General features: G+C 48.0%; 24 protein-coding genes. 7 read left to right on the top strand and 17 right to left on the bottom strand.

The genetic code is table 11. The features are described from left to right. Positions 1–263: 263 nt before the first annotated feature. Positions 264–440, top strand: a complete 177-nt coding sequence (locus tag BWK47_RS04920) for a bacterioferritin-associated ferredoxin (RefSeq protein ID WP_162327785.1) — start codon at positions 264–266, stop codon at positions 438–440. Positions 441–507: 67 nt separating this feature from the next. Here the strand turns inward: BWK47_RS04920 and BWK47_RS04915 are convergent, their stop codons facing one another. The 7 genes from BWK47_RS04915 to BWK47_RS04885 form a co-directional block, all read right to left on the bottom strand. Continuing rightward, entirely contained in the window at positions 508–1,041 is a 534-nt protein-coding gene (locus BWK47_RS04915) for a DUF192 domain-containing protein (protein WP_162327784.1), read from the bottom strand. Positions 1,042–1,077: 36 nt separating this feature from the next. Then, on the bottom strand, positions 1,078–1,959 hold the full coding sequence (locus BWK47_RS04910) for an alpha/beta fold hydrolase (protein WP_162327783.1): 882 nt from the start codon (positions 1,957–1,959) through the stop codon (positions 1,078–1,080). Between the two features lie 45 nt (positions 1,960–2,004). Further along, complete coding sequence (locus BWK47_RS04905; RefSeq protein ID WP_162327782.1) at positions 2,005–2,349, bottom strand: histidine triad nucleotide-binding protein; 345 nt, start codon at positions 2,347–2,349, stop codon at positions 2,005–2,007. A gap of 51 nt (positions 2,350–2,400) precedes the next feature. Next, positions 2,401–2,568, bottom strand: a complete 168-nt coding sequence (locus tag BWK47_RS04900; RefSeq protein ID WP_162327781.1) for a PCP reductase family protein — start codon at positions 2,566–2,568, stop codon at positions 2,401–2,403. A 131-nt stretch (positions 2,569–2,699) separates the two neighbouring features. Then, the gene (locus tag BWK47_RS04895) at positions 2,700–4,427 is read right to left on the bottom strand and encodes a succinate dehydrogenase/fumarate reductase flavoprotein subunit (protein WP_162327780.1); all 1,728 of its coding nucleotides are present in this window, start codon (positions 4,425–4,427) and stop codon (positions 2,700–2,702) included. Positions 4,428–4,602: 175 nt separating this feature from the next. After that, positions 4,603–4,866 (bottom strand): DUF6761 family protein, encoded by a 264-nt coding sequence (locus BWK47_RS04890; protein WP_010872148.1) that lies wholly within the window; start codon positions 4,864–4,866, stop codon positions 4,603–4,605. Between the two features lie 359 nt (positions 4,867–5,225). Further along, complete coding sequence (locus tag BWK47_RS04885; RefSeq protein ID WP_162327779.1) at positions 5,226–5,762, bottom strand: SH3 domain-containing protein; 537 nt, start codon at positions 5,760–5,762, stop codon at positions 5,226–5,228. Positions 5,763–5,915: 153 nt separating this feature from the next. On the opposite strand from BWK47_RS04885, the gene BWK47_RS04880 reads away from it, so the two are divergent. Continuing rightward, a complete protein-coding gene (locus BWK47_RS04880) occupies positions 5,916–6,920 on the top strand; it encodes an NAD(P)/FAD-dependent oxidoreductase (RefSeq protein ID WP_162327778.1) in 1,005 nt (334 codons plus the stop codon). A 75-nt stretch (positions 6,921–6,995) separates the two neighbouring features. Continuing rightward, positions 6,996–8,345, top strand: a complete 1,350-nt coding sequence (locus tag BWK47_RS04875; protein WP_162327777.1) for a protein kinase domain-containing protein — start codon at positions 6,996–6,998, stop codon at positions 8,343–8,345. Positions 8,346–8,401: 56 nt separating this feature from the next. Here the strand turns inward: BWK47_RS04875 and prfC are convergent, their stop codons facing one another. From prfC to purC, 3 genes are all read right to left on the bottom strand, one after another. Continuing rightward, positions 8,402–10,045: a peptide chain release factor 3 gene (gene prfC / locus BWK47_RS04870; protein WP_162327776.1), complete on the bottom strand. Its 1,644-nt coding sequence runs from the start codon at positions 10,043–10,045 to the stop codon at positions 8,402–8,404. A gap of 113 nt (positions 10,046–10,158) precedes the next feature. Continuing rightward, entirely contained in the window at positions 10,159–12,744 is a 2,586-nt protein-coding gene (locus tag BWK47_RS04865; RefSeq protein WP_162327775.1) for a BamA/TamA family outer membrane protein, read from the bottom strand. A 212-nt stretch (positions 12,745–12,956) separates the two neighbouring features. Then, positions 12,957–13,751 carry a phosphoribosylaminoimidazolesuccinocarboxamide synthase gene (gene purC, locus BWK47_RS04860; protein WP_162327774.1) on the bottom strand — a complete coding sequence of 265 codons (795 nt, stop codon included), beginning with the start codon at positions 13,749–13,751 and terminating at the stop codon, positions 12,957–12,959. 111 nt (positions 13,752–13,862) lie between these two features. Here purC and BWK47_RS04855 point away from each other — a divergent pair, with 111 nt between their 5' ends. Beyond that, positions 13,863–14,609, top strand: a complete 747-nt coding sequence (locus BWK47_RS04855; RefSeq protein WP_162327773.1) for an HAD family hydrolase — start codon at positions 13,863–13,865, stop codon at positions 14,607–14,609. Between the two features lie 5 nt (positions 14,610–14,614). Here BWK47_RS04855 and spkF read toward each other — a convergent pair whose 3' ends face one another. The 3 genes from spkF to thyD all read right to left on the bottom strand — a co-directional run bounded on the left by spkF (position 14,615) and on the right by thyD (position 18,481). Next, positions 14,615–16,102, bottom strand: coding sequence for a serine/threonine-protein kinase SpkF (gene spkF / locus BWK47_RS04850; RefSeq protein ID WP_162327772.1), 1,488 nt, complete (start codon positions 16,100–16,102; stop codon positions 14,615–14,617). 160 nt (positions 16,103–16,262) lie between these two features. After that, on the bottom strand, positions 16,263–17,489 hold the full coding sequence (locus tag BWK47_RS04845) for an ABC transporter ATP-binding protein (RefSeq protein WP_162329614.1): 1,227 nt from the start codon (positions 17,487–17,489) through the stop codon (positions 16,263–16,265). Between the two features lie 68 nt (positions 17,490–17,557). Then, positions 17,558–18,481 carry a thylakoid membrane protein ThyD gene (gene thyD / locus BWK47_RS04840; protein ID WP_162327771.1) on the bottom strand — a complete coding sequence of 308 codons (924 nt, stop codon included), beginning with the start codon at positions 18,479–18,481 and terminating at the stop codon, positions 17,558–17,560. Between the two features lie 172 nt (positions 18,482–18,653). Here thyD and BWK47_RS04835 point away from each other — a divergent pair, with 172 nt between their 5' ends. Next, positions 18,654–19,175 carry a bifunctional nuclease family protein gene (locus BWK47_RS04835; protein WP_010872136.1) on the top strand — a complete coding sequence of 174 codons (522 nt, stop codon included), beginning with the start codon at positions 18,654–18,656 and terminating at the stop codon, positions 19,173–19,175. 164 nt (positions 19,176–19,339) lie between these two features. After that, positions 19,340–21,721 (top strand): DNA helicase PcrA, encoded by a 2,382-nt coding sequence (gene pcrA / locus BWK47_RS04830; RefSeq protein ID WP_204250465.1) that lies wholly within the window; start codon positions 19,340–19,342, stop codon positions 21,719–21,721. A 375-nt stretch (positions 21,722–22,096) separates the two neighbouring features. Here pcrA and BWK47_RS17000 read toward each other — a convergent pair whose 3' ends face one another. The 4 genes from BWK47_RS17000 to BWK47_RS04810 all read right to left on the bottom strand — a co-directional run bounded on the left by BWK47_RS17000 (position 22,097) and on the right by BWK47_RS04810 (position 25,450). Next, positions 22,097–23,026 carry a hypothetical protein gene (locus BWK47_RS17000; RefSeq protein ID WP_237269825.1) on the bottom strand — a complete coding sequence of 310 codons (930 nt, stop codon included), beginning with the start codon at positions 23,024–23,026 and terminating at the stop codon, positions 22,097–22,099. 311 nt (positions 23,027–23,337) lie between these two features. Further along, positions 23,338–24,291 (bottom strand): PRC-barrel domain-containing protein, encoded by a 954-nt coding sequence (locus BWK47_RS04820; RefSeq protein ID WP_010872133.1) that lies wholly within the window; start codon positions 24,289–24,291, stop codon positions 23,338–23,340. A gap of 225 nt (positions 24,292–24,516) precedes the next feature. Beyond that, positions 24,517–24,945 carry an urease accessory protein UreE gene (ureE, locus tag BWK47_RS04815; RefSeq protein ID WP_162327769.1) on the bottom strand — a complete coding sequence of 143 codons (429 nt, stop codon included), beginning with the start codon at positions 24,943–24,945 and terminating at the stop codon, positions 24,517–24,519. Between the two features lie 28 nt (positions 24,946–24,973). Then, complete coding sequence (locus BWK47_RS04810) at positions 24,974–25,450, bottom strand: DUF4168 domain-containing protein (RefSeq protein WP_010872131.1); 477 nt, start codon at positions 25,448–25,450, stop codon at positions 24,974–24,976. Positions 25,451–25,606: 156 nt separating this feature from the next. Between BWK47_RS04810 and rsmH the strand changes: the two genes are divergently transcribed. Continuing rightward, entirely contained in the window at positions 25,607–26,500 is an 894-nt protein-coding gene (rsmH, locus tag BWK47_RS04805; RefSeq protein ID WP_162327768.1) for a 16S rRNA (cytosine(1402)-N(4))-methyltransferase RsmH, read from the top strand. The last annotated feature ends 96 nt before the right edge of the window (positions 26,501–26,596 follow it).

The raw sequence follows: 26,596 nt of genomic DNA, 5'->3' as shown, positions 1-26,596 counted from the left end.
TCCTCTAGCTTCTATATAAGCTACTACTCTTTGCCTTAAATCTAAACTGTAAGCCATTGTTTAAACCTGTTCATTTTGTACACCCCATAATTTAACATTAAATTCTATCATCGTTAATTGAAATGACTATAATTCTCTCTAGCCTCTGCACCTACGGCAAACCGGCAAAAAAAATTGTCTTTTCTTCCCCTTTGCGACATAATGAAAATAATTTGCAATAGTTTTTTATAAAATCTTCTCTCAAAATTTACGGAAAATCCCTTATGTACGTCTGTGTTTGCCGGGGTATTAGTGATAAGCAAATTGAAGCGGCTGCCCAGCAAGGTATTACTTCCCTAGAAGAGTTGTCCGAGTCCATGGGAGTGGGAGCTGACTGTGGTGTGTGCCAAGGCCATGCTTGCCAGGTGCTAGAGGCGATCGCCAGAAGGAAATTAACCTAGATGGGAGTTAGAAAAAATTGAGCATTAGGCTGAAAAGATATAAGCGCTAACGATAATAATCTTCAAGCTACAAACTATTCGACAGGGGCAAAAATTCCAGCACTTGGTCAATTTCCAAACCTAATTGCTGCGCCCGTCCTGCCCCCAGTTCCAACACCTGGTTAACCTCTTGATTGAGGGGGCCGTAGTTAGGACAAGGATCGGCTTTACAGGGGGGAACGTTGGCAATAATTTGTTTAATTTGCCCATCCCGCAAAAAGATCATATCCAGAGGAATCAGGGTATTTTTCATCCAAAAGCGGGCAATTCTCGGCTCTGGAAAAGTGAATAACATCCCCCGATCGCCAGCTAGTTCGGTGCGAAACATCAAGCCCTGGGCCTGTTGGGCGGGAGTTGTGGCGACTTCCAACAAAATTGTTTCCGAACCAACGGTTACCTTGGCCGTCAGAGGTAAAGATTCCGCCAGCGGCGATCGAGAATAACTAGGGCTACACCCCACCGTCCCCATTGCCAATCCAATACCCAAGCCAATGGTTACCAAAGTCCGCGCAATAGATGGGGCTTTAGACTGACCTAGGTTACGAAAAGTCAATGGGGTCATGGCAAACGGTGGGGATCAACCCCAAACCATAGGGGACTAACCAATGGTAGCTAACCAATCCCGCATTAACTGATTGACAGTGGACGGATCTTCGTCGTGGGGACAGTGGCCCGCCGGCAAAAAATGCTCCGTTAGTTGGGGATAATGTTGCCGAAACTTAACACTCCTTTCCTTGACCCGCATCCAAGGATCCCCCTGTCCCCAAATAGCCAACAGGGGCGCTTGCAATTTAGCTAGCAATTTATCCACCATTTCCCCCTGGGGAGATTTAAACACCGAGGCAAATACCCGGGCCGCCCCTGCATCACAGGAAGGACGATAAATTTCTTCCACCAGGCGATCGGTCACTGCTGTTTGATCTACGTAAACTTTTTGTAAGGTCTTCCGAATGGTGGGTTTGCGCCGCAAATATTGAAACAGTAAGTAACTGGGTAGGGGCTGGAGCATCAAGCTTTGAATTGCTTTTTGCACAAAATTAATACTGCGCTCACTAATTTGATCACCAAATGGCCCGGCACTATTGAGCAACACCACCCCAGCAATTTTCTCGCCACCGTTGGCCGCCGCACACAGGGAAGCGTAGCCCCCTAGGGAATTGCCCGCCACCACTGTTTTTTCCCCAATCACCTGGTCAACAAAATCTAGTAACTGTTGCTCCCACAATTGACCGCTATATTCCAGAGCTGGTTTAGCCGATCGCCCGAAGCCCAACAGATCAATCGCCCACACCTGAAACTGGTCTTGGAGTCCTTCAATGTTTTTACGCCAATGGTCAGTGGAAGCACCAAAGCCGTGCACTAAAAGTAAAGAAGGTCGATCCGGCTGGGGTTGTCCGGCCCGGACATAGTAGATCTCATGCCCTTGCCAGTGCCAATAATTACCTGTGGGTGCGGTGATCTGGGGCGAAAAGGACTGCATTTCGTTAAGAATTGTTAAGTGAATTTATTTTCCCATCATAACCCCTTAACCCGGAGGCCAGCTAAAAGGGCGATCGCCAAGGATATGGAGGTGGAGATGGAACACAGTTTGCCCCACTTCGGCTCCGTTATTAATAACTAAGCGAAATTGATCGCCAATGCCTAGATCCGCTGCTACTTCCTTGGCTTTGAGCAAAAGATGGCCCAATAAAGCATGGTCTTCCGGGGTTACCGCTGACAATTGGGGTAAAGGCTTTTTGGGGATTAAAAGCACATGGACTGGCGCTTGGGGATTAACATCCTTGAAAGCTAGGCAAAGATCATCTTCATAGACGATCGCCGCTGGAATTTCCCGACGGATAATTTTGCCAAAAATGGTATCTTCTGCCATGGTTTAAACCTAAACTGACGCTATTCAGATTAACTTACCAACGGGGCTAAGCTAATTGAACTTTTGTTTAGCTTGCTCATAAACCTTTTCTGTTATCTCTGTGATTCCCGCTTCCCTGGCAAAATTTTCTATTTTCTTACGGGCAGCAGGACGAACGAAAAAAGGAATTTCCTTTAAACGCTCTGTTGCTTCGGCAGTCCAACTAATAGGATCACTCATTACAAAAATGGGTCTGAAATTTCGCCCTTGGGAATTAATTGACAAAAGCATTCTACCGCGACCGTAAAATACGTGCCAAAGCATAGGCTATGAAAGAATCTCCTTGTATTTTTGTTTGAAGCTAAGGGAAGTTAATATTTACGCTCCTTCGGTTCAAAGCGATTAATGACCACCGGCATATATTCCACTTTTATTTGTTCGCCGTCAAAACTGGCTAAGGTGTGGCGCAAGAATTGATCATCATCCCGACTGGGAAAATCTTCCCGAGCATGGGAACCCCGACTTTCCTGGCGTTGGATCGCAGAAGTTAAAATCAATTCCCCCACTGCCATAATGCTTTGCAGTTCTAGGGCTTCAATAATTTCCGTATTCCATTGCGGTTGTTTATCATCCAGAAATATTTGCCCGTACTGGGCTTTAAGATTTTGTACCTGTTCCAAACCTTCTGCCATAAAGGATTCGGAGCGGAACACCCCACAATGGCTGGTCATGCAATCCTGAAAAGCTTGGCGCAGGGTGTTAATCCGCACTGTACCCTGTTGGTTAAGAAGCTGATCAATGCGGGTTTGGGCCTCAGTTTTATAAACTGCTTCGTCAATTTCCGGGAGCGATCGCCCTTGGACATATTCGGCAATGCTCCGGCCCGTGCGACGACCATAAACCACACATTCCAACAGGGAGTTACTGCCTAAACGATTGCCCCCATGGACGGAAACACAGGCACATTCCCCCGCAGCAAAAAATCCTGCTGTTAACTCGTTGGCATTTTTTCGTACCCGACCATCGGTATTTACCGGAATGCCCCCCATGCAGTAATGCACTGTGGGCCGCACTGGCATCGGTTGTTCCACTGCATCAATGCCCACTAAACGGTGAGCTTCTTCCCAACAGAAGGGAATACGACTCATAATTTTTTCCCGACCCATATGGCGCAAATCTAGGTAAACATAGGGGCCGCCAGCACTGCCATCGGCGTTAACCCCCCGCCCCGCCCGGATTTCCAGGGTAATGGCCCGGGAGGTGATATCCCTGGGGGCCAACTCCATACGACTGGGGGCATAGTCTTCCATAAACCTGCGCCCTTCACTATTAATTAAATAGGCTCCTTCCCCCCGCACCGCTTCGGAAATTAGCACCCCCACCGGATATAGCCCCGTGGGATGAAACTGGACAAACTCCATATCTTCCAAGGGAATTCCGGCGATCGCCGCCATGGCCAAACCGTCCCCAGTGGAAGCGTAATCATTGGAAGTAGTGTTATAAACCCGGCCGTAACCCCCCGTGGCCACCATCACCGCCTTGGCCCGGACAATTTCAATGCGACCGGTGGCAATTTCATACATCACCAAGCCCTTTGCCTCACCTTCTTCATAGATGAGTTTCATCACATACCACTCATCGTAAATTTCCACCTTATTGCGGCGCAGGTTATTCACGAGTTCGTGCAAAATGGCATGGCCTGTTTTATCGGCGGCGTAGCAAGTGCGATTGTGGGAGTGGCCGCCAAAGGCCCGCTGGGCAATTTTACCGTCTGGTAAACGGGAAAAAAGTACTCCCAAATGTTCTAGCTCAATAATTACTTCCAGGGCTTCTTTCGTAAGAATTTCCACCGCATCCTGATCCGCCAGATAATCCGAGCCTTTCACCGTATCAAAGGCGTGGGCCTCCCAAGAGTCCTCTGCGTCAACGTTTTTAAGGCTAGCCGCAATGCCTCCCTGGGCCGCCACAGAATGGGAACGGATGGGATGGGTTTTTGCCACGATCGCCACTTTGGTATCAGGAGCCAGACGCTTAATTTCTAGGGCGGCCCGACAACCGGCTAAACCCCCACCGACAATGACAACGTCCTGTTCGAGCATGGAAAAACCTTCAAAGAAGCAACAATGACAATCCCTAGGGGCCTGCCTTCCCTAATGCTGAATCATTTTTGGTGATTGATCAATTTTTTTTGCCCCACCTGTGTATATTTTTCTAACTATTTTCAACTATGGATTAGCTAGGTGATTAATTGATCAACGAATTAACTGAATTTTGCTAAAAGTAATCGTAGTCTTTCTCAGTTTCAAAAGCAGGGTAACTGAAGTTGGAAGGGTCTCTTAAAAAAGCAAAGACTTCTTCCTCCAGACGGTGGATCAAGTAGGGTTCAATTTGGTTGCTGAAACGCAGACAGGCAATAAACCCATCCACATAGAGGCGGATTTCATCCATCGAACGACTACGGTTCCATAAATCCACCATCGCATCAGTTAACTTTTGATAGAAACGAATGATTTGGGGGTCTTGCAACATTATGGACATGGTTATGATTCACTGACTATTTCGGGAATTACCTCTGATTCTAACGAGACGGGAATACCTTTGGAAAGTTTTATTGAGTCCCATAGGTTAACCAATGATCACCATTGACTTTCACCTTGCCCATCTGGCTAAGTATCTTTGCGGCACAGTGCTCCAGATTTATCTCTAAAGATTTTCAATTAATTCATCGGCCATCTACCCCTGGCGACCCGCGAAATACCCTCAACCGGCCGCTGTCCGCTAGTTAAAGTTAACCTTCATGGCCAAGGCTGGTTGGAAGTAATTTGATTCTTTCAGTTTTAGTGTTGTTTTAGGATTATTGAGGAAAAGACTTTACAATATCCTTTCCCATTTTTCCATCAAGGACAAACATAACGCTCTGTCACCCAGCCTCTCATGCCGTCCATGGTTTCCACCAGGAAGAAACCGTTGCTATAACCCTCGGTACTAACTGCAGTGCCATTGCTCAGGGTGCGGTTGGCATTTTGGCTGCTATTGCTGGGGCGATCGCGCAAATATACCCGTCCCGTTTCGGCACCGCAAATATAGGATGGGGAACCTCCAACGGGGGAACCGCCACAAAGATAGCGTTCTGTGACCCACCCCGAAAAACCATTGACGGTTTCCACAAAAACAAAGCCGTTGCGATATTCGTATCCTCGCACAGGGGTGCCGTTGGCTAGGGTGCGGTTAGCATTTTGACTAGCATTGCTAGGACGATCCCGTAAATAGACCCTGCCGGTTTCTGCCCCACAGACGGTGAGAGCATTTTGGCCCAAGGTAGGGGCTTGCAACCAAAAACCTTGCCCCAACAGACCAAACACTGCCATTAAGTTAAAGAGTTTCAAGATACGGTGGGGAGAAACTTTTTCCGGAGCATTGATGTGACCTTTCATGGTGAATCACCATTGAATTCGACGCAAATTCTGAAAAGATTTTGATTTCCATCTAACATTATAGTTGACTAGTTATTGCCTCCTCTTCAAAGGGTTAACTAGCTCGATCAATGAAACGATTAGGTAATTAAAATTAACAAAAATTTAACAGAAATGAAGCAAATATCCGTGGTTATTGTGGGTGGTGGTCTCTGCGGTTTAATGGCGGCGGTGGTATTGCAACTCCAGGGCTTGGAGGTCACCGTGTTGGATAAAGGCAAGGGCATAGGGGGCAGACTGGCTTCCCGGAGATTACGCCATGGGGACGCAGTGGGATGTTTCGATTTTGGGGCCCAATATTTCAAAGCCCAGCATCCCCTTTTTCTTGCTTGGGTGGAGGATTGGATTAAGGCAGGGGTGGTCAAGGTTTGGGCAGAAGGGATGGGTACGGAAACAGGCACAATCCGCAGTCAGGGGGTAAAGCTATATCGAGGGGAACCGAGCAATCGCAGTTTGGCCCAATACCTCGCCCAGGATTTAAAAGTAGTTAATCAGGAAAAGGTTAATGCTTTTCACTGGCAGGATAATGTTTGGCAAATTCACTGTGATTCTGGGGGGATTTACCAAGGCGATCACCTAGTGGTGACGGCCCCGTTACCCCAAACCCTAGAATTATTGACAGTATCTAACATCAATTTGCCCGCCGATATTCAACAGACTTTGACTGGGGTGGTATATGACCCTTGTTTCAGTTTATCTTTACTGTTGGAACAACCCAGTTTAGTGCCTGACCCCGGTGGTCTTTGGTTATCGGGGGAACTCTTGGCTTGGATGGCATGCAGTACGAAGAAGGGCATTTCTCCCCATGGCTACGGAGTAACAGTGCAGGCGGGCCCAGAGTTTAGTCGTCATTATTTAGCCGCCGATACGGAACAGGTAATCGAATTAATGACCGCAGCCGCCCAACCCTGGTTAGGTTCAGCGGTGTTGACTTCCCACCTGCATCTCTGGCGCTATAGCCATCCCCAAAATCCCCTCGATCAACCCTTTCTCTTTGGCGACTTTCCTGGCCCAGTTTACTTTGGGGGAGATGCTTTCCATGGCGGCAAAGTGGAAGGAGCAGCCCTATCGGGATTGGCGATCGCCGAGCATTTATTGAATTCCCTAGCGCAAGGTTAGAACTGGAATGATAGACCAAGCGTTGCTTAACAGGAAATCTGCACTATGATTAATGGTAGTGTCCTCTGACCGATTATGTCCCAGTGCCTGAACCCCAATTGTTTAGCTGTAAATCTTGAAAGCCATAGGTTCTGTCAGAAATGTGGTAAACCGCTGTGGCTCAAGGATCGTTACCAAGCTCTAAAATTAATTGGCCAGGGAGGATTCGGAAAAACCTTTCTGGCGATCGATCACGATAAACCATCGAAACCTCGTTGTGTAATTAAGCAGTTCTTTCCCCAGATAGAGGAAATGGGAGGCTTAACGAAAGCAGAGCAACTATTTGCAGAAGAAGCAAAACGGTTAGATGAATTGGGGCACCATGACCAAATTCCCTCATTATTAGCCTATTTCACCATCGAAAATCAGCAATATTTAGTTCAAGAATATATTGAGGGAGAAAATTTAGAAGAAGAATTAGGGCGCTCAGGGGTTTTCAATCAGGAGAAGATCATCGAATTACTATCAGATCTTTTACCAGTTTTAGACTTTATCCATGCCGTTCCTGTAATTCATCGAGATATCAAGCCAGAAAATATTATTAGGAGAGCCAAAGATCAAAAGTTAGTTTTAGTTGACTTTGGAGCAGCAAAAAAAATTCCAAAGAAGGGAATATTTGCAACAGGTACTATTATTGGAACGGACATGTACATGGCTCCTGAACAGGCTTTAGGAAAAGCTAAGCCAGCTAGCGATCTTTACAGTTTAGGTGTTACTTGCATTTATTTATTGACAGGGAGATCTCATTCTGAATTATTCGATTCAGAGAGCTTTGAATGGAGTTGGAAAAAATATGTAACACAAAATATTGATAATGATTTAGTAATTTGCCTTGATAAATTGATTGTTTCTGGTACGAAGGGACGTTATTCAGAAGCACAAGAAATATTGTCTTATTTTGAAAAACATTTTGCCATAAAAATAAAAAATAATGAAAATGCTAGCATAGTAAACATTGAGACGAAAGAAAAAGACAGAATCCTTGCAAGATTAAAACTAACTATTTCAAAGACTCTTAAGATCGAACCAGAGCTAGTGAAAATAGATTCAAGTTTGTTTATTGTTGAGACCAAATCAGAGGCTATTGACAACCATAAATCACAGAATTTTAAATCATCAGTAATAAAAATAGTATCTCAATCATTATTTCCTATTCCTTATTTATTCAATCAGGCTAATTCTGCAATTATTGTTCCACAAAGAGTACAAAAAAAGCTTTTAGGGCTTAGTAATGGTTGGGGAGATTCAGTTATGGCTGTACTCTTAGCCAATGCAATAGAAAAAGAATTTGGAATAAAACTATATGATGGCAACTTTTATTATTTTAAAACTATTGTTGGAGCAGTTAATTATATCTATGATTTAAAAGTACGTCCTAACAAGTAGAAAATACCAATAACTCTAAAAATTAGAGCTTTTCGTCTCACCAGTGCAGCATGATTCTACAAAGAAGGAGGAATGGCGATCGCGCTCAATTTCAAATTAGGGCAATCCCCCGCCACCTGTTCCAAATTCCACTGATTTTTAAATAGCAAAACCGGCGCATCCCAACGGTCTTTAACCACCACCGTATTAAACAACCTGCCTGCTTTTTCCAGAGCATCCCAACCTTCCACCACCCAGCGGGCCAGGGAAAAACCAAGGGGCTCTAATCTGGTTTCTACTCCGTACTCTTCCTGGAGGCGATACTGTACCACTTCAAATTGCAATTGTCCCACTGCGGCCAAAATAGGATCCCGTTTACTTTCATCCAGGGATTGGAGAATTTGCACCGCCCCTTCTTCCTGTAACTCTGATACCCCTTTCTTAAAGTTTTTATACTGACTAGGATCGGTGGATTTGAGGTAGGCAAATAGCTCAGGAGAAAAGGATGGAATGGGGGGATAAATTATTTTTTCGCCAGTATGAACCGTATCGCCGATGGTGAACGCCCCCGGATTATTTAAACCAATCACGTCCCCCGCATAGGCAATGTCCACCGATTCACGCTCTTGGGCAAAAAGCTTTTGGGGGCGGGACAAACGCACTGTTTTGCCCGTTCGGGGATGTTTTACCACCATATCCTTTTCAAATTTGCCAGAACAAACTCGCAAAAAGGCAATGCGGTCCCGGTGTTTAGGGTCCATATTGGCCTGGAGTTTAAAGACAAAACCGGAAAATTCTTCATAGGTAGGTTCAATAGTTCCTCGGTTACTGTCATGGGCTTCGGGCTTAGCGGCATACTGCAAAAAGGCTTGCAAAAATAGTTCTACGCCAAAGTTATTCATGGCACTGCCAAAAAATACCGGGGTCATTTCTCCGCCATGGACGGCGGCTAAATTAAATTCGGCCCCCACTTCTTCGATTAATTCCAACTCATCTTGAAATTCGGCGTACACATCACTACCTAGCAATGATTCCAGGGCCGGATCATCTAAGGCCATGGTCTGATCCGCAGCTTTTTTGCTACCGTGGGTGCCCGTGCGCTCAAACAAATGGATAGTTTTGGTTAAACGGTTGTAAACGCCCCGAAACCGATCGCCAGTGCCGATGGGATAGTTGACCGCATAGGTGGTCATGCCCAATTCCTGTTCAATTTCGTCCATCAATTCCAGGGGGGTCAAGCTAGGGCGATCGAGCTTATTGATAAAAGTAAAAATGGGTAAATGGCGCAGGCGACACACTTCAAACAGTTTATGGGTCTGGGTTTCTAGCCCCTTAGCGGCATCAATTAACATCACCGCGTTGTCTGCTGCGGCCAAGGTACGGTAGGTATCTTCACTAAAATCTTGGTGTCCTGGGGTATCCAACAAGTTAAGAATTTTGCCCCGGTAGTCGAACTGCAGCACCGTGGAAGTGATAGAAATGCCTCGCTGTTGCTCCATGGCCATCCAGTCGGATGTGGCACTGCGCTGGGTACGACGAGCTTTCACGGCCCCTGCTTCTTGAATTGCGCCCCCGTACAACAATAATTTTTCCGTCAGGGTGGTTTTCCCTGCATCGGGGTGGGAAATGATCGCAAAATTACGACGGCGATCGACTTCTCGCAAAAGATCGTCCAGAGCTTTATCCGCAGACGGAATGGTTGAAGACAGGGAAGTTTGCATGGATGGAAAAAAGTAAGCAGGCATTAGCAACGGGCCCACTCTTTCTAGGCTCTGGCTGAAAACATTGTCTCAAGTTAACAGCGGATCTGTCCAATGGTGGGCTGGGTTTTGCTCTAGAACTTCTCGCCAATACCGAAGTTAATGCGGGATTCCCCTTCGCCAGTAAAGCCGAGGTCAATGCGGATGGGGCCCACGGGGGACTGGATTCTCACCCCTAAACCGTAACCCACACCAGAACCGGGCAGACCCCGCACGATCGCCGGAAAGCCTGGTACAGCGCCCTGGGAACCAAGGTTAGAACCGTAGTCCACAAACAAAGCTCCTCCCACCGCTGCGATAATGGGAAAACGGTATTCTGCCGTAGCTTGGAAGAAACTACGGCCATTGCCCAGTTCCCCTTCCTGGTAACCCCGCACGGAGTTACTGCCCCCTAAAATAAACGCTTCATAGGGCGGCAAATCCCCCAATACAGTCCCCGCTTGCACATTGAAAGCCACCGTTTGGGGCTGGGTGGATTCCACAAGGCCAAAGCCGGTCAAATCCAGCCAGTTAACTGGAATGTAGTAGCTATAGCTACCCCGCAACCGGGTCATCATAATGTTGCCGGTGCCAACGGGAATGGTTTGTTCTGCCCCAAAGCGCACTAGGGAACCACTGGTGGGTTGCAAAGCATTGTCGCGATTATCCTGGGAAGCACCAAAGGAGAGGGTAAACAGCTCATCCACCCCATAATCACTGAAGGACAGAGGTTGAGAATCAAAGCCATTTAAGGGCGCAGAAAAGGGAGACAGGGCCCCGGCGGCATTTTCAATGCGGACATTTTGATAGCCAAAACCCGCTGACAAACGCCAATCCGGTGGGGCAAACACATCATCGGCGATCGGTCTAAAAAAGGTCAGCCCTAAACCAGTACGTACAACCCTAGGACTGTCAAATCCGTTAAAGGTACGAATGGAAGAATCAGCCCCGTCAAACACCAGGGAAATGGTCCGGCGGCGGAAAAGGTTAGCAGTGTAGGAAGTGCGGAATGGATCGCCACCAATCCACGGGTCGGTAAAGCTGACATCAAATAACAACTCCCTTTGACCCACCTGGGCTTCCACACCAATGGTTTGGTTGTTGCCCCCCAGATTTCTTTCCTGGTAACTGATGGTACCAAATAGCCCACTGCTGCTACTGATCCCCCCCCCGGCGGCGATCGATCCCGTATTACCTTCTACCACATCAACGTTGACAATTACTTCAGTGGGATCACTGCCGGGATTAAATGATAACCTGACATCTTCAAACAGTCCTAGGCTATACACCCGCTGTAAGTCCGTTTGGGCTCGATTGCGGTTAAAAACGTCCCCCGGCTTCAAGCGCATTTCCCTGGTGATGATGAAATCCCTGGTTCTGCCCTGCACTGGCTCGTCTTCCGAGTCAAAAAAGCGCACCTGGATATTCTCCACAATGCCCTCGGCAATGACCAAGGTTACCTGGCCATCAGCCCCTACCTGGGGAGACCCCACCACCTGGGCCAGGTCATAACCCTGGTTGGAATACCATTCATTGATGGTTTTAATGCCCTCTTGTAATTCTCGTAGGTTGAGAATTTTGCCGTACTGTTCCCCAAAGGTTTCGTCCACCACTTCCTGGGGCAGGATTTGTTCCTTGCCTTCGGCCGTTTCCGGTACTGTGCGTATGTTCAAGCCGGTGAAAACGGGGTTAGCCTGGACTTCAAAGGTCACCCTCACCCCTAGAGGGGTATCACTGGGGGCTACCCGCACATTACTAAAGTAGCCGGTGGCATAGATGGCGTTGACGTCCTCCTGCAACTGAGTACGGGTAGTGGTCCGGCCTGGTTGGGTGCGAATGGCGTTATAAACCAGCAACTCCAGTTCCGGGGTGGTGCCGGTAACCAATACTTCACTGACCAATACCCTTGGTTCTTCCTCGGCTGGGGCTGGGGTAGTAGTACTAGGACTGGCTGGAGGGGTAAAACTAGGCAGGGTCTGGGTGGGTCCCGGGGTCCCCTCGGTGGTAGTGGGAGGGGCACCGGGAGTAAAAGAGGGAGTTTCCTCCGGCGTTTCTTCCGTTACTCCGGTGGTTTCCTCCGTTGCCTCCATTTCTACCGCTTCAACTTCTTCTTCCACTGCGGCCTGGGCCATCAGTGGTGATTGCGGCTCAACTTGATCGGTCTGATCATCTGTCTTTGTTTCGGCGATTAAATTTTCCTGTTCTATTTGGGCTACCCTTGGAGCAACCTGTGCAACGGCATTGCCATGGGGGAATTCGTTAGCTTGAGCTAATTCGGCGGAATCAACGGGCGCCATGGGGGGCAAATCATCAACCCCGGCATCTAAATTGCCCGCACTGATCTCCATTGTCTGGCCCAGGCGATCGCCATCAATTTGCTCAATTTCAGGAGGGATAACACTGATCTCGCTATTCTCGCCATTGAGGGCGTTTATGACGGAGGGAGCAGCTTCCTGGAGAGTTGAATAATTAGAAGCTTCTGACTCGGAAGTGGGGCCGGGGAAATTAAGTTCTGAAGATGGCGAAACTAATAGCTCCGTGTTGTCCCCATCGGCCAACATATTTAGGGGGGAAAATGCCTGAGTTGCCTGGGCTGGAGATGCCCCCAGAACAAGACCACTGGTTAACAAAAGAAGTCGATAGTAAGGAGAAAGAATCACGCTTTTGTTCTGGTTTGACACGTCCTGACACCCAATTCAAGCCATTAATATTAATACGGACACGGGGGGTATGGAAAAATACCCAAAAACAACGCCGCGATGGCTAGAGATTCGCCGCGATTGCTTGCCCATTATCGAGTCCTGTCGGTTTCCTGACAAGCCGTTTGTGCAAGGTTTTAAACTGGTAGGTTGACCCAGACCCGTTGGAAAGGTTCCACACCAAGCAACGATGATCAGAAGGCACCCATTTGGGATTGCAGGCGTTCAATTTGGCTTAAAACCCGTTTTTCCACTGTTTGATAAGCGGCTTCAATTGCGCCCAAATCCCGCCGGAAACGATCTTTGTCTAGTACTCTGGCCTGGGGATCCGCCTGGGCGTTATCCCACAAACGACAGGTATCCGGGCTAATTTCATCGGCTAAGATGATCCTTCCCTGGCGATCGCCGCCAAATTCTAACTTAAAGTCCACTAAGGTGATATCGCACTGGGCAAAAAACCTCTGCAGATGCTGATTGATATTCAAAGCCAAGTCCTTTAGGGTCTGTAATCCCGCTTCATCGGTAACCCCCAACAGCAAGGCCCGTTCCCAGGTCAGGAGGGGATCCCCTAAGGCATCATCTTTGAAATAAAACTCCACCAACGGATTGGGCAGTACTAAGCCTTCCTTCAAACCGGTTTGCTTACAAAGACTGCCGGCGGCAATATTACGCACCACAACCTCCAGGGGAATGATGTTCACCGCTTTGACCAACATTTGGTCATTTTGGGGGCAGTCAATGTAATGGGTGGGAATCCCTAGGGTTTCTAACCACCGGAATAGGGCCGCTGAAATGACGCAGTTAATGGCTCCTTTGCCTTGGATCTGGCCTTTTTTTTTGGCATTAAAGGCAGTGGCATCGTCCTTAAAAATAGTTAGCAGTACATCTGGATCTTCGGTGGGGTAGAGGATTTTTGCTTTGCCTTCGTACAGTTTTTCCATGGAAAAGTTACCAAAATGGATGGAGGGCTCTGGGGGCCACATCTGCACTGATTTTAGCGGAGATGGGCATTAATCCCTGGTAGGAGGAAAGGAAAGATTACCATGGTGATGTGGGGTTTGATGACCCCATTGGCCTAGGGAGAAAGAGGAGCCAATCAAATGTTAAAGGCAGTATTGTTAGACTTCAATGGCGTGGTAATCAACGATGAAGCGATCCATCGCAGTCTGATTGACGAGCTATTGTTGACTGAAAATTTGCGCCCCCTCACTCCAGCGGAGTACCAACAGTTTTGTTTGGGCCGTAGTGACCGGGCTTGTTTGGTGGATTTGTTTGAGCATCGAGGCCGGGGGTTAACGGAAGCCTATTTGCAAAACTTAATTGAACGTAAAGCGGAGAGCTACCATCAAAAACTGGTGGCCCTGGAAACCCTGCCCATCTATGGCGGACTGAAGGAGTTTCTCGAAAAGTTGCAGTTACAACGATTGGCGATCGCCTTGGTGACGGGGGCCGTGAGATCAGAGGTGGAATACGTATTAGACCGGGCTGGGCTAGCAACCTACTTTCCAGTCATTGTGGCGGGGGATGATATTACCAGCAGTAAACCCCAGCCGGACGGCTATCAACTGGCTATTCACAAACTCAATCAATGGCGCCAAAACCAAGCAATGGTCGATAGCTTGCTCGATGATGTCGTTCCCTTGTTACCGGAAAATTGTCTGGCGATCGAAGATACCTTTGCCGGCATTGAAGCGGCGAAAAAAGCCGGTATGGCCGTGGTTGGCATTGCCCATACCTATCCCTATCACTTTATGCAAAGGCAAGCTAACTGGGCAGTGGACCGTTTTGATGAGTTGGATCTAGACCGTTTACAGGTGATTTTTTCCCGGCCCAAACTGGCAGTGTGAATCCTTCAAACCCTGGTTAAAACTGCAAAAAGTAGCTTGAGAATTAGTAAAAATAGGGCAATGGTTGCTACTACGGCGATCGCCCCGGCAATAGCGGAAATAATGACCGTAACTAGAACCGGGAAATCAAGTTGGGCCGCTAGTTCGACAATCCTTGGCCAACGGCTCAAACCCGGCACAGCTAATAGGGCCAGAATGGTTAGGGTATTGAGGCTCAACATTTCCGTTACTTCTAACCAACGCTTGAATTGGGCCAAGATTATCCCCGCCACCACCATGCCCAAAATACCCAAACTAATATTGGTCTGGGGAAAAAGGCTCACAGCAATAATGCCCCAGAAAACCAAAGCGGAACCAGTTAAAGCCCCTTGGAAAAGCACTTTGATAACCGGCAAATTCTGCACCGCTTGGCTAATTTTACCCGGTGTTTTTGGCGCTCCTGGGATAGGGGCAGAGCTAGCTGGGGTCGGTTGAATTTGGGTATTCGTACCTTGGGGAGTGGAAACTGTGGCCCCTAGCGGAGCTTTACCCTGATTGCCTTTACCGTCGTTGAGCACCGTCAAAACCTCTTCCGCACTGGCATAACGGTCCTTGGGAGCGGGTAAAAGCAAACGGTCAATCACATCGGCCAAGGGCTGGCTAACCTTCAAACCAGGCGATCGCCAATTCCATTGGTTATGGTAAGCGTCGTACAAATCCTGGGCTGTTTTGCCCGTTAACAGGTAAAGACAGGTCACAGCCAAAGCATATAAATCCGTGGCGGGATAAACCTGGTTACCAGCCATCTGTTCCGGTGGCGCAAAACCCATGGAGTAAATGCCCGTGGAACCTTCGTTACTGGCCCCCACCCCGGCGGTTGCTTGCTTTACTGCACCAAAATCCAACAGATACAATTTGCCCTCTTGGTCCCGCATTAAATTAGACGGTTTAATATCCCGATGAATGGCTCCGGTGCCGTGGACGAAACTAAGAATTTTTAGCATTTCCGTCAGCACCCAACGCACTTCCGCTTCCGACAGGGGGCCATGTTTTTCAACGGTTTTTTCCAAATCCTGACCGTTAATAAATTCCTGCACCAAATAAAAAAACTGATCCTGTTTACCAGTGCGAGGATCGTCCACCAACAGGGGAAAATAAGCAAATAAATCGGGAATCTGGTCATGGCGATTGCCCAACTTTTCCAACACCACCGCTTCCCGTTCAAACAGGGATAAAGCCAAATCTAATTGCTCTTGATTTAAATTCCCTGACGGTTGAAATTGCTTCACCACACAAAAACGCATGGTGGGGGTAAATCGATCTAGGGCCAGATAGGCCGCCCCAAAGCCCCCCTGTCCCAGGAGTTTTACTGGCAAATATCTGCCCGCCAAAATTAGTGGCATCCGACAACTGGTGCAAAACCTTTGTTGTACTGTTTGCAGAGTATTGCGATTATCCAGGTCAGGAAAAGAATTTAAACGGGCACAACCGGGGCGGGTGCAGAGCAGATCCATTGGCTGGTGGCGGCTTGATAGGTTTAGACACAGAACTCAGCCCCAGTTTATCTTGTTTTTTTAGTGAACTCGGCCCCATGGTGGGGAAAATTCGTTTTGTTGATAGGTTTTCTTGTTTGCCCTTGCGGCTAACTTTAAGAACCGTTAATTTTTAATTTTTTTAACGTTGGTCGATCGCCTGTTCAGTTTTGGCATCAAACAGATGAATTTTTTCTGGGTTGATTGCCAACCAGAGTTGTTCTCCGACCTGGAGGGGATGATCGGGGGCAATCCGGGCTTGCAGGCTTAGCTCTGGCTCAGTAACTAAATGGGCATAAATAAACGTGTCGTTACCAAGGGCTTCCACTAAATTTACTGTGACAGGAAAAGCGTCGGCCCCTTCGGTACTAGGGATGAAACTTTCTGGCCTTACCCCTAGGATCAAGGAACGCCCCACATAGGGGGCCACAAGGCCATGCCACTTTTCCGGCAGATTGAGGGCAAACGCAGGATGTTGCAACACTGAAGCCGATGCCACTTTAAGGGTAAAAAAGTTCATCGGCGGGGAACCGATAAATTCCCCCACAAAACGGTTGGCGGGTTGATTGTACAAAGTTAAGGGGGGCGCAATTTGTTGAATTACCCCCTGGTTGAGCACCGCAATACGATCGCCCATGGTCATAGCTTCGGTTTGATCGTGGGTAACGTAAATGGTGGTGATGCCCAGTTGCCGCTGAATTTGCACAATCTGACTGCGGGTTTCCGCCCGTAGTTTGGCATCCAGGTTGGACAGGGGTTCATCCATCAAAAAGACCTGGGGATTTCTGGCGATCGCCCGACCGAGGGCCACCCGTTGTTTTTGGCCACCGGATAATTGTTTGGGCAGACGGTCTAGTAAATGATCAATTTGCAATTGTTGGGCCACTTGGTTGACCCGTTGAGCCATTACTTTTTCCTGGGCAGAAAGGTAGTGCAAAGATTTTGGCAAAGGTTTGGTGATGCCCCGTAAACTGTCCCCTACCCAGCGGGGGAATTTATCTTCAGTCTGATTATTTTCCCGATCCGGCATGCGGCGTAAACCAAAGGCAATGTTGTCGTACACGCTCAGGTGGGGATAGAGAGCATAGCTTTGGAATACCATGGCAATGTCCCTGGCTTTGGGAGGTAAATCATTCACCCGGCGATCGCCAATGGAAATATTACCCCCTGTAACGGTTTCCAGCCCCGCAATGAGCCGCAGGAGAGTACTTTTGCCACAACCGGACGGCCCCACCAGCACCATGAATTCGCCGTCGGCAATTTCCAGGTTAATGGCCTTGAGCACATTCACCGTTCCCCCATCTTTAGCTTTGTTTTTGCCTTGGGCGGGGAAACTTTTGTAGAGATTTTCGACAATTACCTGGGCCACAGCGGAAACCGAAATCAATGTACATCAAGGCATCCTAGCATCTTCATTGAGGCTATTTGGGGGATTGGCTAACTCCCCAAAATTTGTCGCAAACTAGTTTCTAAATCTGGAGCTTGGAATTGAAAATCCGTTTTGCTAATTGCCTCCGGTAAAACTTCCTGCCCCTCCAGCACTAACTTGGCCGCTTCCCCCAGCAGCAATTCCAGAGCAATATCTGGCACTGGCAACCAGGAAGGACGGGCCAAAACTTTACCCAGGGTATGACAAAATTCCTTCATCTTGACCGGATTGGGAGCTGTGGCGTTAAAGGTGCCCCGCAGTGATGGGTCAGTCAAAGCTTTATCGATCAAAGCAACCAGATCCCGGCGATCGATCCAGGAAAACCACTGTTCTCCACTACCCAAAGGACCCCCAGCAAAGAGTTTGAACGGTGGCAACATTTTGGCCAACGCTCCCCCATCGGCCCCCAGCACAATGCCAATGCGAAAAACTACTAACCGAACTCCCAACTGTTCTACCTGGTGGGCGGCATTTTCCCACGCCTGGCAAACTTCCGCCAGAAAATCATCTCCAGGCTTACTACTTTCCGTAAAAGTCGCCGTCTCGCTGGTGCCGTAGTAACCTATGGCTGACCCGGAAATCATTACTTGAGGTTTTCTATCCGCTTTGGCGATCGCCTCCACCAACTTTTCTGTGCCCAGCTTTCTGCTATCAAAAATCTCGGCTTTGTAAGCTTCTGTCCATCTTTCCGAAATGGGTTCCCCCGCCAAATTAATCACCGCATCCTGGCCATCAACGGCCTTTTGCCAGTCCCCACTTTTAGTGGCTTCATAGGCGATTGCCTTTAACTGGGGGAAACTGCCGGAGGGAAATAACCGTTGGGCCTTAGGCACACTACGCACCAGCAACGTTAGCCCATGGCCCTGTTGATGTAACAGAGGCACCAAAGAACGCCCCACAAAACCCGTCGCCCCAGTCAAAATAATTTTCATTAATGTACGCCTCCCACCACCAGCAGTAATGTGATTTTGACAATTGACAACCCTCCCTATCTTAGGGGGAACAGTCCTTAGTGACCAACTGGCCATGACCCTGGGGGGAGTAGGAGTAAGTTAAAATGAAAACCTGCATTGTGCTGTCAATGTTCCCCAGAGGATCTACCCAATGATTGAGATGAGAGTAGCTGGCATTGCCCTCGATGCGGTAAGTCGCAGTCCCATCGTATTGCTCAAGGATGGATCTGAACGGCGGGCATTACCCATTTATATCAGCCAAGACCAAGCTCGGTCGATTATCGGAGCCCTGGAAAATCAAAAGCCCACCCGTCCCCTCACCCATGATCTGATGGTCAATCTCCTCACCACCTGGGATGTGGACCTCAAAAAAATTATTATTCATTCCCTGCAGGATAATACCTTTTACGCTGTGCTCTGTTGTGCCCAGGGGGATCAAATCAGAGAAATTGACTGCCGCCCCAGTGATGCCATTTCCCTCGCCTTGCGGATGGACAGTCCCATTTGGGTGATGGAAGAAGTGTTGGCCGATGCTTCCATTCCCGTGGATCGAGATGCGGACGAAGAAGAAAGACAAGCTTTTCGGGATTTTCTTGACAATGTTAGCCCGGAAACCCTGATCAAACAGGCTCGCCTAAGTTCCGATAGCTTTGAGGCGGAATCTGATAGTTAGCCCCCTCAAAATCATTAAGCGATATTAGTTCAGGTTAATAAATGGTGGTTGTAGATCCCTCAACGAAGGGCGATCGCCATGGAAACGGAAAAGAGCGAAAAAATAATTTCCCTTGGTTGATTGCTAAACTTAATTGTTGATTGAACCTTAAGCCTACTGTTACTGTGCCCATGACTGTTGTCCCCGACTACCTTGCCCACCTCAATCCTTCCCAACGGCGGGCGGTGGAGCATTTTTGTGGCCCTCTTTTGGTGGTGGCCGGGGCTGGCTCAGGGAAAACTAGGGCACTAACCTACCGCATTGCCCATCTAATTCGTCAGCATCGCATCAATCCGGAAAATATCCTGGCGGTAACCTTTACCAATAAAGCCGCCAAGGAAATGAAGGAACGTTTGGAAAAGATTTTTGCCCAAGCCTGGGCCCAACAGGAATTTAGCCAACGGTGGGAATTGTTGGGGGAATATGAACAAAAACAGTTACTTTCCAAGGTGTACAAAAAGGTTACTAAACCCCTCTGGATCGGCACTTTTCACAGTCTTTGTTCTCGTATTCTCCGCTACGACATTGATAAATATCAGGACAGCAGTGGCCGCCGTTGGACAAAACAATTTTCCATTTTTGATGAAAGTGACGTGCAAAGTTTGTTTAAAACCATTGTCACTAAGGATATGGATCTAGATGAAAAACAGTTCAATCCTAAGAGTATTCGCTACCAGGTCAGTAATGCCAAAAACCTCGGGCAATCACCGGAAACCTATCTAAGGGAAAATCCCAGTTATAAAGGTAGGGTCATTGCGGAAGTTTACCAAGCTTACCAAAATCAATTGGCCGCTAATAACGCTCTAGATTTTGATGATTTAATTCTCATCCCTACCCGTTTATTTCAACAAAATGAATCAGTTTTAGGCTACTGGCACCGAAAATTTAACCATATTTTGGTGGATGAATACCAAGACACTAATCGCATCCAATATGATTTAATTCGTCTGCTGAGCACCAATGGGGAAGAACGGCAGTCGGAGTGGGATTGGCGGGGGCGTTCCACTTTTGTGGTGGGGGATGCAGACCAATCTATTTACAGTTTCCGCATGGCAGACTTTACCATCCTGCTCAATTTCCAAGAGGATTTTGGCGATCGCCTGGTGGATGGGGAAACGACCACCATGGTCAAGCTAGAGGAAAATTACCGTTCCCGGGAAAATATTCTCCAAGCAGCTAACCATTTAATTGAACATAATAGCCAACGCATTGACAAGATCCTCAAGGCTACCCGGAGTGGCGGAGATGATATTATCCTTTACCAGGCGGATGATGAAAGGGATGAATCCCGTTTTGTGATTAATAAAATTCTGAGCTTAAAGAAAAATAACCCAGAATTAAATTTTGGTGATTTTGCTATTTTATATCGCACCAACGCCCAATCTAGAGCTTTTGAAGAACAGTTATTAAATAATAATATTCGCTACAATATTGTCGGTGGTTTTCGCTTCTACGATCGCCAGGAAATTAAAGATGCCATTGCCTATCTCCGGGTGTTAGTTAATCCGGCCGATACGGTCAGCTTGTTGCGTATCATCAATACTCCCCGGCGGGGCATCGGTAAATCCACCATTGAAGGTTTTGTTAATGCCTCTAAGGAATTGGACATTCCCCTGTGGGAAATTATTACCGACGAAACTTCGGTGAATACTCTGGCCGGGCGATCAGGTAAAAAAACCCTGCAATTTGCCCGCATGCTCCAGGAAATCCAAAGCCAAATTGGTGAGCTTTCTGCGTCGGAAGCCCTCAGCTTAGTGTTGGAAAAATCCAATTATGTGGACGACTTAAAGCAAAAAGGCACCGAAGAAGCGGATAATCGCCTGGCCAACCTGGGGGAATTGGACAATGCAGTGCGACAGTTTGAAGCAGAAAGTGAAGACCCTAGCCTAGTGGATTTTTTGGCTTCAGCATCCCTCACTTCCGACCTTGATGACCTGGAGGAATCCGGAGACGAAGTGTCCCTCATGACTCTCCACTCTGCTAAGGGCCTGGAATTTCCAGTGGTCTTCTTAGTGGGGTTGGAGCAGGGCATTTGCCCCCACGCCCGCAGTTTAAATGATCCTTTGGATCTAGAAGAGGAACGGCGTTTATGTTACGTGGGCATTACCAGAGCCCAGGAAAATCTCTTTTTGACCCATGCTCGCATGCGTTACATCTGGGGTTCTTTAGAAACCAAAATACCGTCCCAATTTCTCCAGGAATTACCACCGGATTTATTGGCCGATGGCTCAACTGGTCGCAGAACTGGTCGCAATGCTCCTGCCGCCGATCCCAAGGGACCTTCCATTGCCCAAAAACAAGCCCGAAAAAAAACTGGTTCCCAGTCCACTCAACCGGCTAAAGACCTAATCTGGAATGTTGGCGATCGGGTAATGCACAACAACTTTGGAGAAGGCACTGTGACCCACATTTTAGGCAAAGGCCATAAAGCTAATTTGGCCATCAAATTTCCCGGCATTGGGGTGAAAATTATTGACCCCAGTTTCGCCCCTCTACGCCGCCCTTGACTAACGTGAGTTCGGGATAAGAAAGAGGACTGAACAATAGGACAAAAGCTTTATAGATCAATACATTCGGCAATGACATCAGACTCGTGATTTGTGTTTTTTCATCCTCACAAGTGATTTTTTTGAAGTCCTGAAGCCCCAAATCCCCCAGTGTAGCTGGCGAAAAAGCCTCCATTGCAGTCAGAGCAATACTTCTAAGGATCGGCTTAACCCGAACTCGCGTCAACTATAGCAAAAAGTAAGTTATTTGGGACACTTTCAATTTCAAAACGTTTATTCAGAGAAGGTTTCAGTGACTGTTCGTCCTGGCCGTCTCGATCTTCGCTATACCAAAATTTTTCCGTTGCTAATACTAAGCCATGTTCCACCTCAAGATTATTGAGACCCTTGCCTTGAAGGCTTTTCGTCCGAAACTGTAACTTTTTGTTCAAATGCGCACGTTGGTTTTCTTAGAAACAGCAACCATTTCACCCTTGTCAGAAGGTAGCGGAGAGTCCAACAATTAAGATAGGGACTGAGAAAGCGCCATCCTTCCCGATGGACTCGCCTGTGATAGAAAACCAGCGTGTAAGCAAAATCGCGAATTCTTCGTCCCCAGTAGATTTTTTGAATGCCACCGAGATCAAGGCGAATGCCATGGCGACTGTAGTTGGCGTAGTTGAGAGGATTAAGGGGTGTGAGTTGCTGCTGTTGAGCTAGACTATCATAGGAGCGTCCAGGGCGAGTTTTAGGACAATCATCCGGTTCGATCCATTCACACAGCATCCAGGTGAGTCCAGCGGCATGGAACTGCGCTACGTCACGGGTGACATGCTGGGATTGCAAATATATTCCTACTGGTATCTCGGACCAAACGCCATGTTGCCAGACGAAATCCGGTTCGAAAAAGGCTTTAAATGCCCAGGAATGCGTCTTCTCCCCATATGTTATGTCAAGCCTAACTACCTGTCCAATCATTCCACTTCCAGCATGGCTGATGCGAAGTTCCAGAGTACCTTGCAGACTCTGAAGGTGGAGAGTTGTTTTTGGGAAGGGCTGCGGTGATCTTCCTACACTCTCTGCTAAGCGATCAAAAAAGGCAAGAAGTAGTGGTTCTGGCAAATAATCACAGAAAATACAAGGCAAATGACCGAAATACAAACGCTCATACCCATTTTGCTGGCAAATGTTGCAGACGTAGCGGTAGAACTGCCAGGGAGAAAGAAGGGTTGTGCGTGCAAGGATATCTAGCTCGGTAGGGTCACAGGGTGAAATTAAAGGGTTAGAGGCGGAGGATTGAAAACGCTTCCAGAGGGTGAGAGTCAATGTAGTCGTTCGAGTGCAAAGACGCTGGGGTTAATATTTAACGTGAGTTCTGGTTAAGCCGATCCTTAGAAGTATTGCTCTGACTGCAATGGAGGTTTTTTCGCCAACTACACTGGGGGATTTGGGGCTTCAGGACTCCCCAAAAATCACTTGTGAGGATGCAAAAACACAAATCACGAGTCTGATGTCATTCCCGAATGTATTGACCTATAAAGCTTGTAGCCTATTGTCAGTCATCTTTCTTATCCCGAACTCACGTTACTTACAATACGAATAACCGAACAAAGGCGCAAGACTATTTAAATCAGAGACTATTCTTCATAATATTCAGGCATTTTTTCCCGGCGAGTTTCCGGAATATTCACCCGGGGAGGGCTGTAGGGAGCAGGGGCTTCATCGTCGTCCCAGACATCGCCAGCCACTCCATCTTCATAATCATAATCCGGCTCTGGAGCAGAAGAACGGGAAGACGCTTCCCCCCAATTATCCACTTCATAATCATCTTCATATTCCGGCTCTGGATAACGCAGAGGGGCCACTTCCCGACGAGGGGGCGGCGCAGGGCGGGTATCTTGCCAATCGTCCTCGTTCCAACGCTCTTCCAACACGGGCTCCGGTTGACGGACTTGTACCGGTGGCCGCACGGGGATGCCACTGCCCAATTGATTTTCAGGGCGGGTAGTGGGGGGATAATACAAATCCTCTTCCATCCGTTCCCAAGAAGGACGGCCAATGCCAAGGCGTTCCAGTAATCCCACACTGAGTTGATTTAATCTTTCCTCTGCTCCTTCAAAAACGATCAAACGGTTGGGACCACTGCTCACCACCTCGTCAATGGAAAGCTCGTAGGTGCTGATAAGTTGGTCAGGAATTTGGGGTAATCCCAAGGAAGCGATGATAATGGAGGAAACTTTGCCAGTGGCGAGGTCAAACTGAAAATCCCTTACCCTACCCAGGGGTTCTCCCGTTTCAGTAACCACTTCGCTATTGACCAGAGGGGAATAGAGGTCCACTTCCACCAATTCAAAAACATCATCGTTTTCTACTAAGACCACGTCCCCGGTTTGGACAATACTGTTCAGGTAAAGATATTGGGGCATCCCGGTTAAAGACAAAAAGTTGTCCCGCAGTCCCAGGGCGACAATTTCTCGCTGATCGACATCGACTAGCACTTCTTTGACTACCCCAAGTTTTTTGCCACTGCTGCGGGTAATAACTTCGGTGTTAATAAATTCGTTTCTAAGACGGATGTTATCAATTGTCATTTTGGTTTGGCGATCGCCGTGGTCAGAGGGGAGTTAAAACTGAGGTTGGGAGGATTGAGGTTTGATTAATTACGTTACAGAAAGCATTAGGAACGGAGTCGGGAATGGCCAGCGCAAAGTTGTTGCCAGTCAGTTTACTTTACTTCATGAAAACATTGTAGCGAATGGCTTGATTTTCTTGGGCAAAATTGCTAGGAATGCTTAGTTTAAGGGCAAAAAGCCATCCTAGTGACTGTGGAATGCCCCCCGTTCTGGAAAAAATGGCGCAGTTATTTCCGCTACCCTGACCCCCAAACCCCGGAGCATATCAGCCAATACCGGATCCGGTGCCAATCGCAGATAATCCAAGTTCACTTCTAGGGGCACATGGCGATTACCCAAATGATAGGCGGCCTTCAACAAAATAAGGCGATCGCCACTGGTGACATGGAGCAGAGGTTCATCCGCTGCCAAAATAGTAATGGTTTCCCCTGTGGGAGAGCCGAGGCAATCCCCTGGATGTAAAAAACTTCCCCTGGGCAATTGGATAAATAGAGACGGAAAGCCAGGTTTATCAAAACGATAGCGGGTGCGACCCCTTTCCTCGGCGGTGAGGGGGAGGTCCCAGGTGGTGGCATCGGGTACTTTTTCTAGGCGATGATCAAAAATCACCATGGAGTATTAAATAAGAATTTGTCGGGGACTAACGGCGGAGATTAATGATTGCCCGTTGAATTTGGGTTTTCAGGTTGGCATTATTCTTGGCGGCTTCGGTGATGCGATTAAATTCTCCCGGCTTGAGTCCGCTTTCTTCAGCAATTTGTTTGGAACGATTGCAAAAATTAACGGCGATCGCCTGGGCGTTGCGGGGTAACTTGCGAATACTGTCCCGATTGGTGCAGGTAAGTTGGGGGGGGACCCGGCCAATGAGGGTTTGAATTTCCTCAAAGGCTTTTTTCCGTTCTACTTCAATGGCTAACACCGCCTTAGCATAGTGATTGATGCTCTCGGGGGAAAATTCCTGGGAATAGGCCGACCAGCGAAAGACAAGGGCTGTGGGGTGCCAACTTACCTCCGGCACCATTCCCCCAAATAAGCCGAGGAAGGCGAGAGTATTGGCAATAAAAAGTCGACTCAGAACACCGTTCAAGCCGCTTAAGGGACGTGAGCTAATAACCATGCGCCTAGTCGCTTTCGGGTGAATAGGATGACAAAATCCTAATGGTTTGCATTTTCTGTTTGAATTACTTTGCCGGGGATAAGTTCCGTGGAGGCTGCTACCCTGGGAAGGCGGGATCGTTTGGGGACGTAGATGGGAGCCAAATCCATGGAAAGAATGAACTTAAAACAAACGGCGATGGCAGACTTTCATCACGTTAGCGTTTTGCCCACGGCCCTGGTGGAAGGACTGGAGCCAAAGCCCGGTGGCTATTACCTTGATGCCACTGTGGGAGCTGGGGGCCACAGCGAAAGATTACTGAAATTAGGTATTCCCCTTGCCCTGACTATGATCGACCGAGATGTCCAGGCAATCGCCGCCGCCATGGAACGTTTGCAACCCTTAGTTGCGGATCGGAAAGACATAACCATTAACACTTGGCAAGGTAATTTTGCTGATTTTCCCGGTCAACTCGAGCAATTTGACGGCATCATCGCAGATTTAGGAGTAAGCTCTCCCCAACTTGATCAAGGCGATCGGGGCTTTAGTTTTCGCCACACTGCTCCCTTGGATATGCGAATGGATCAAAGCCAGGAGCTCACCGCCGCTGAAATTATTAACCACTGGTCCGAAAAAGATTTAGCCCGCATTTTTTATGAATACGGCGAAGAACGGCTTTCCCGACGTATTGCTCGGCAAATTGTCGAACAACGTCCCTTCCAAACCACTACCGACTTAGCAGAGGCGATCGCCAAATGGGTACCAGGAAAATATCGCCATGGGCGCATCCATCCTGCCACCAGGACGTTCCAAGGTTTACGCATTGCAGTGAACGATGAATTAGGTTCCCTGGAAAAATTCATTGCCCAAGCTCCCCATTGGCTCAAAAGCGGCGGAAAGTTGGGCATTATCAGTTTTCATAGCTTGGAAGACCGCATTGTTAAGCACCGTTTTCGGGAAACAGAAAATTTACGGGTGCTGACCAAAAAGCCCATTATTGCCGGAGAAGAAGAGCAGAGGGAGAATCTCCGGGCCCGCTCCGCCAAACTACGTTGGGCCGAAAAAATCTAAGAAAGTGTTTGAAAAGTTTTAAGCAAGCCTTTGAAGCATGAGATGAACCATGGCAACATAGAGCATTGTCTCACTGATGGTAGGTAAATATTCATA

Origin of the sequence: Synechocystis sp. CACIAM 05, assembly GCF_010222815.1 — a bacterium.
Classification (GTDB): Bacteria; Cyanobacteriota; Cyanobacteriia; order Cyanobacteriales; family Microcystaceae; genus Synechocystis.
This window is presented reverse-complemented; position numbering and strand designations above follow the sequence as displayed.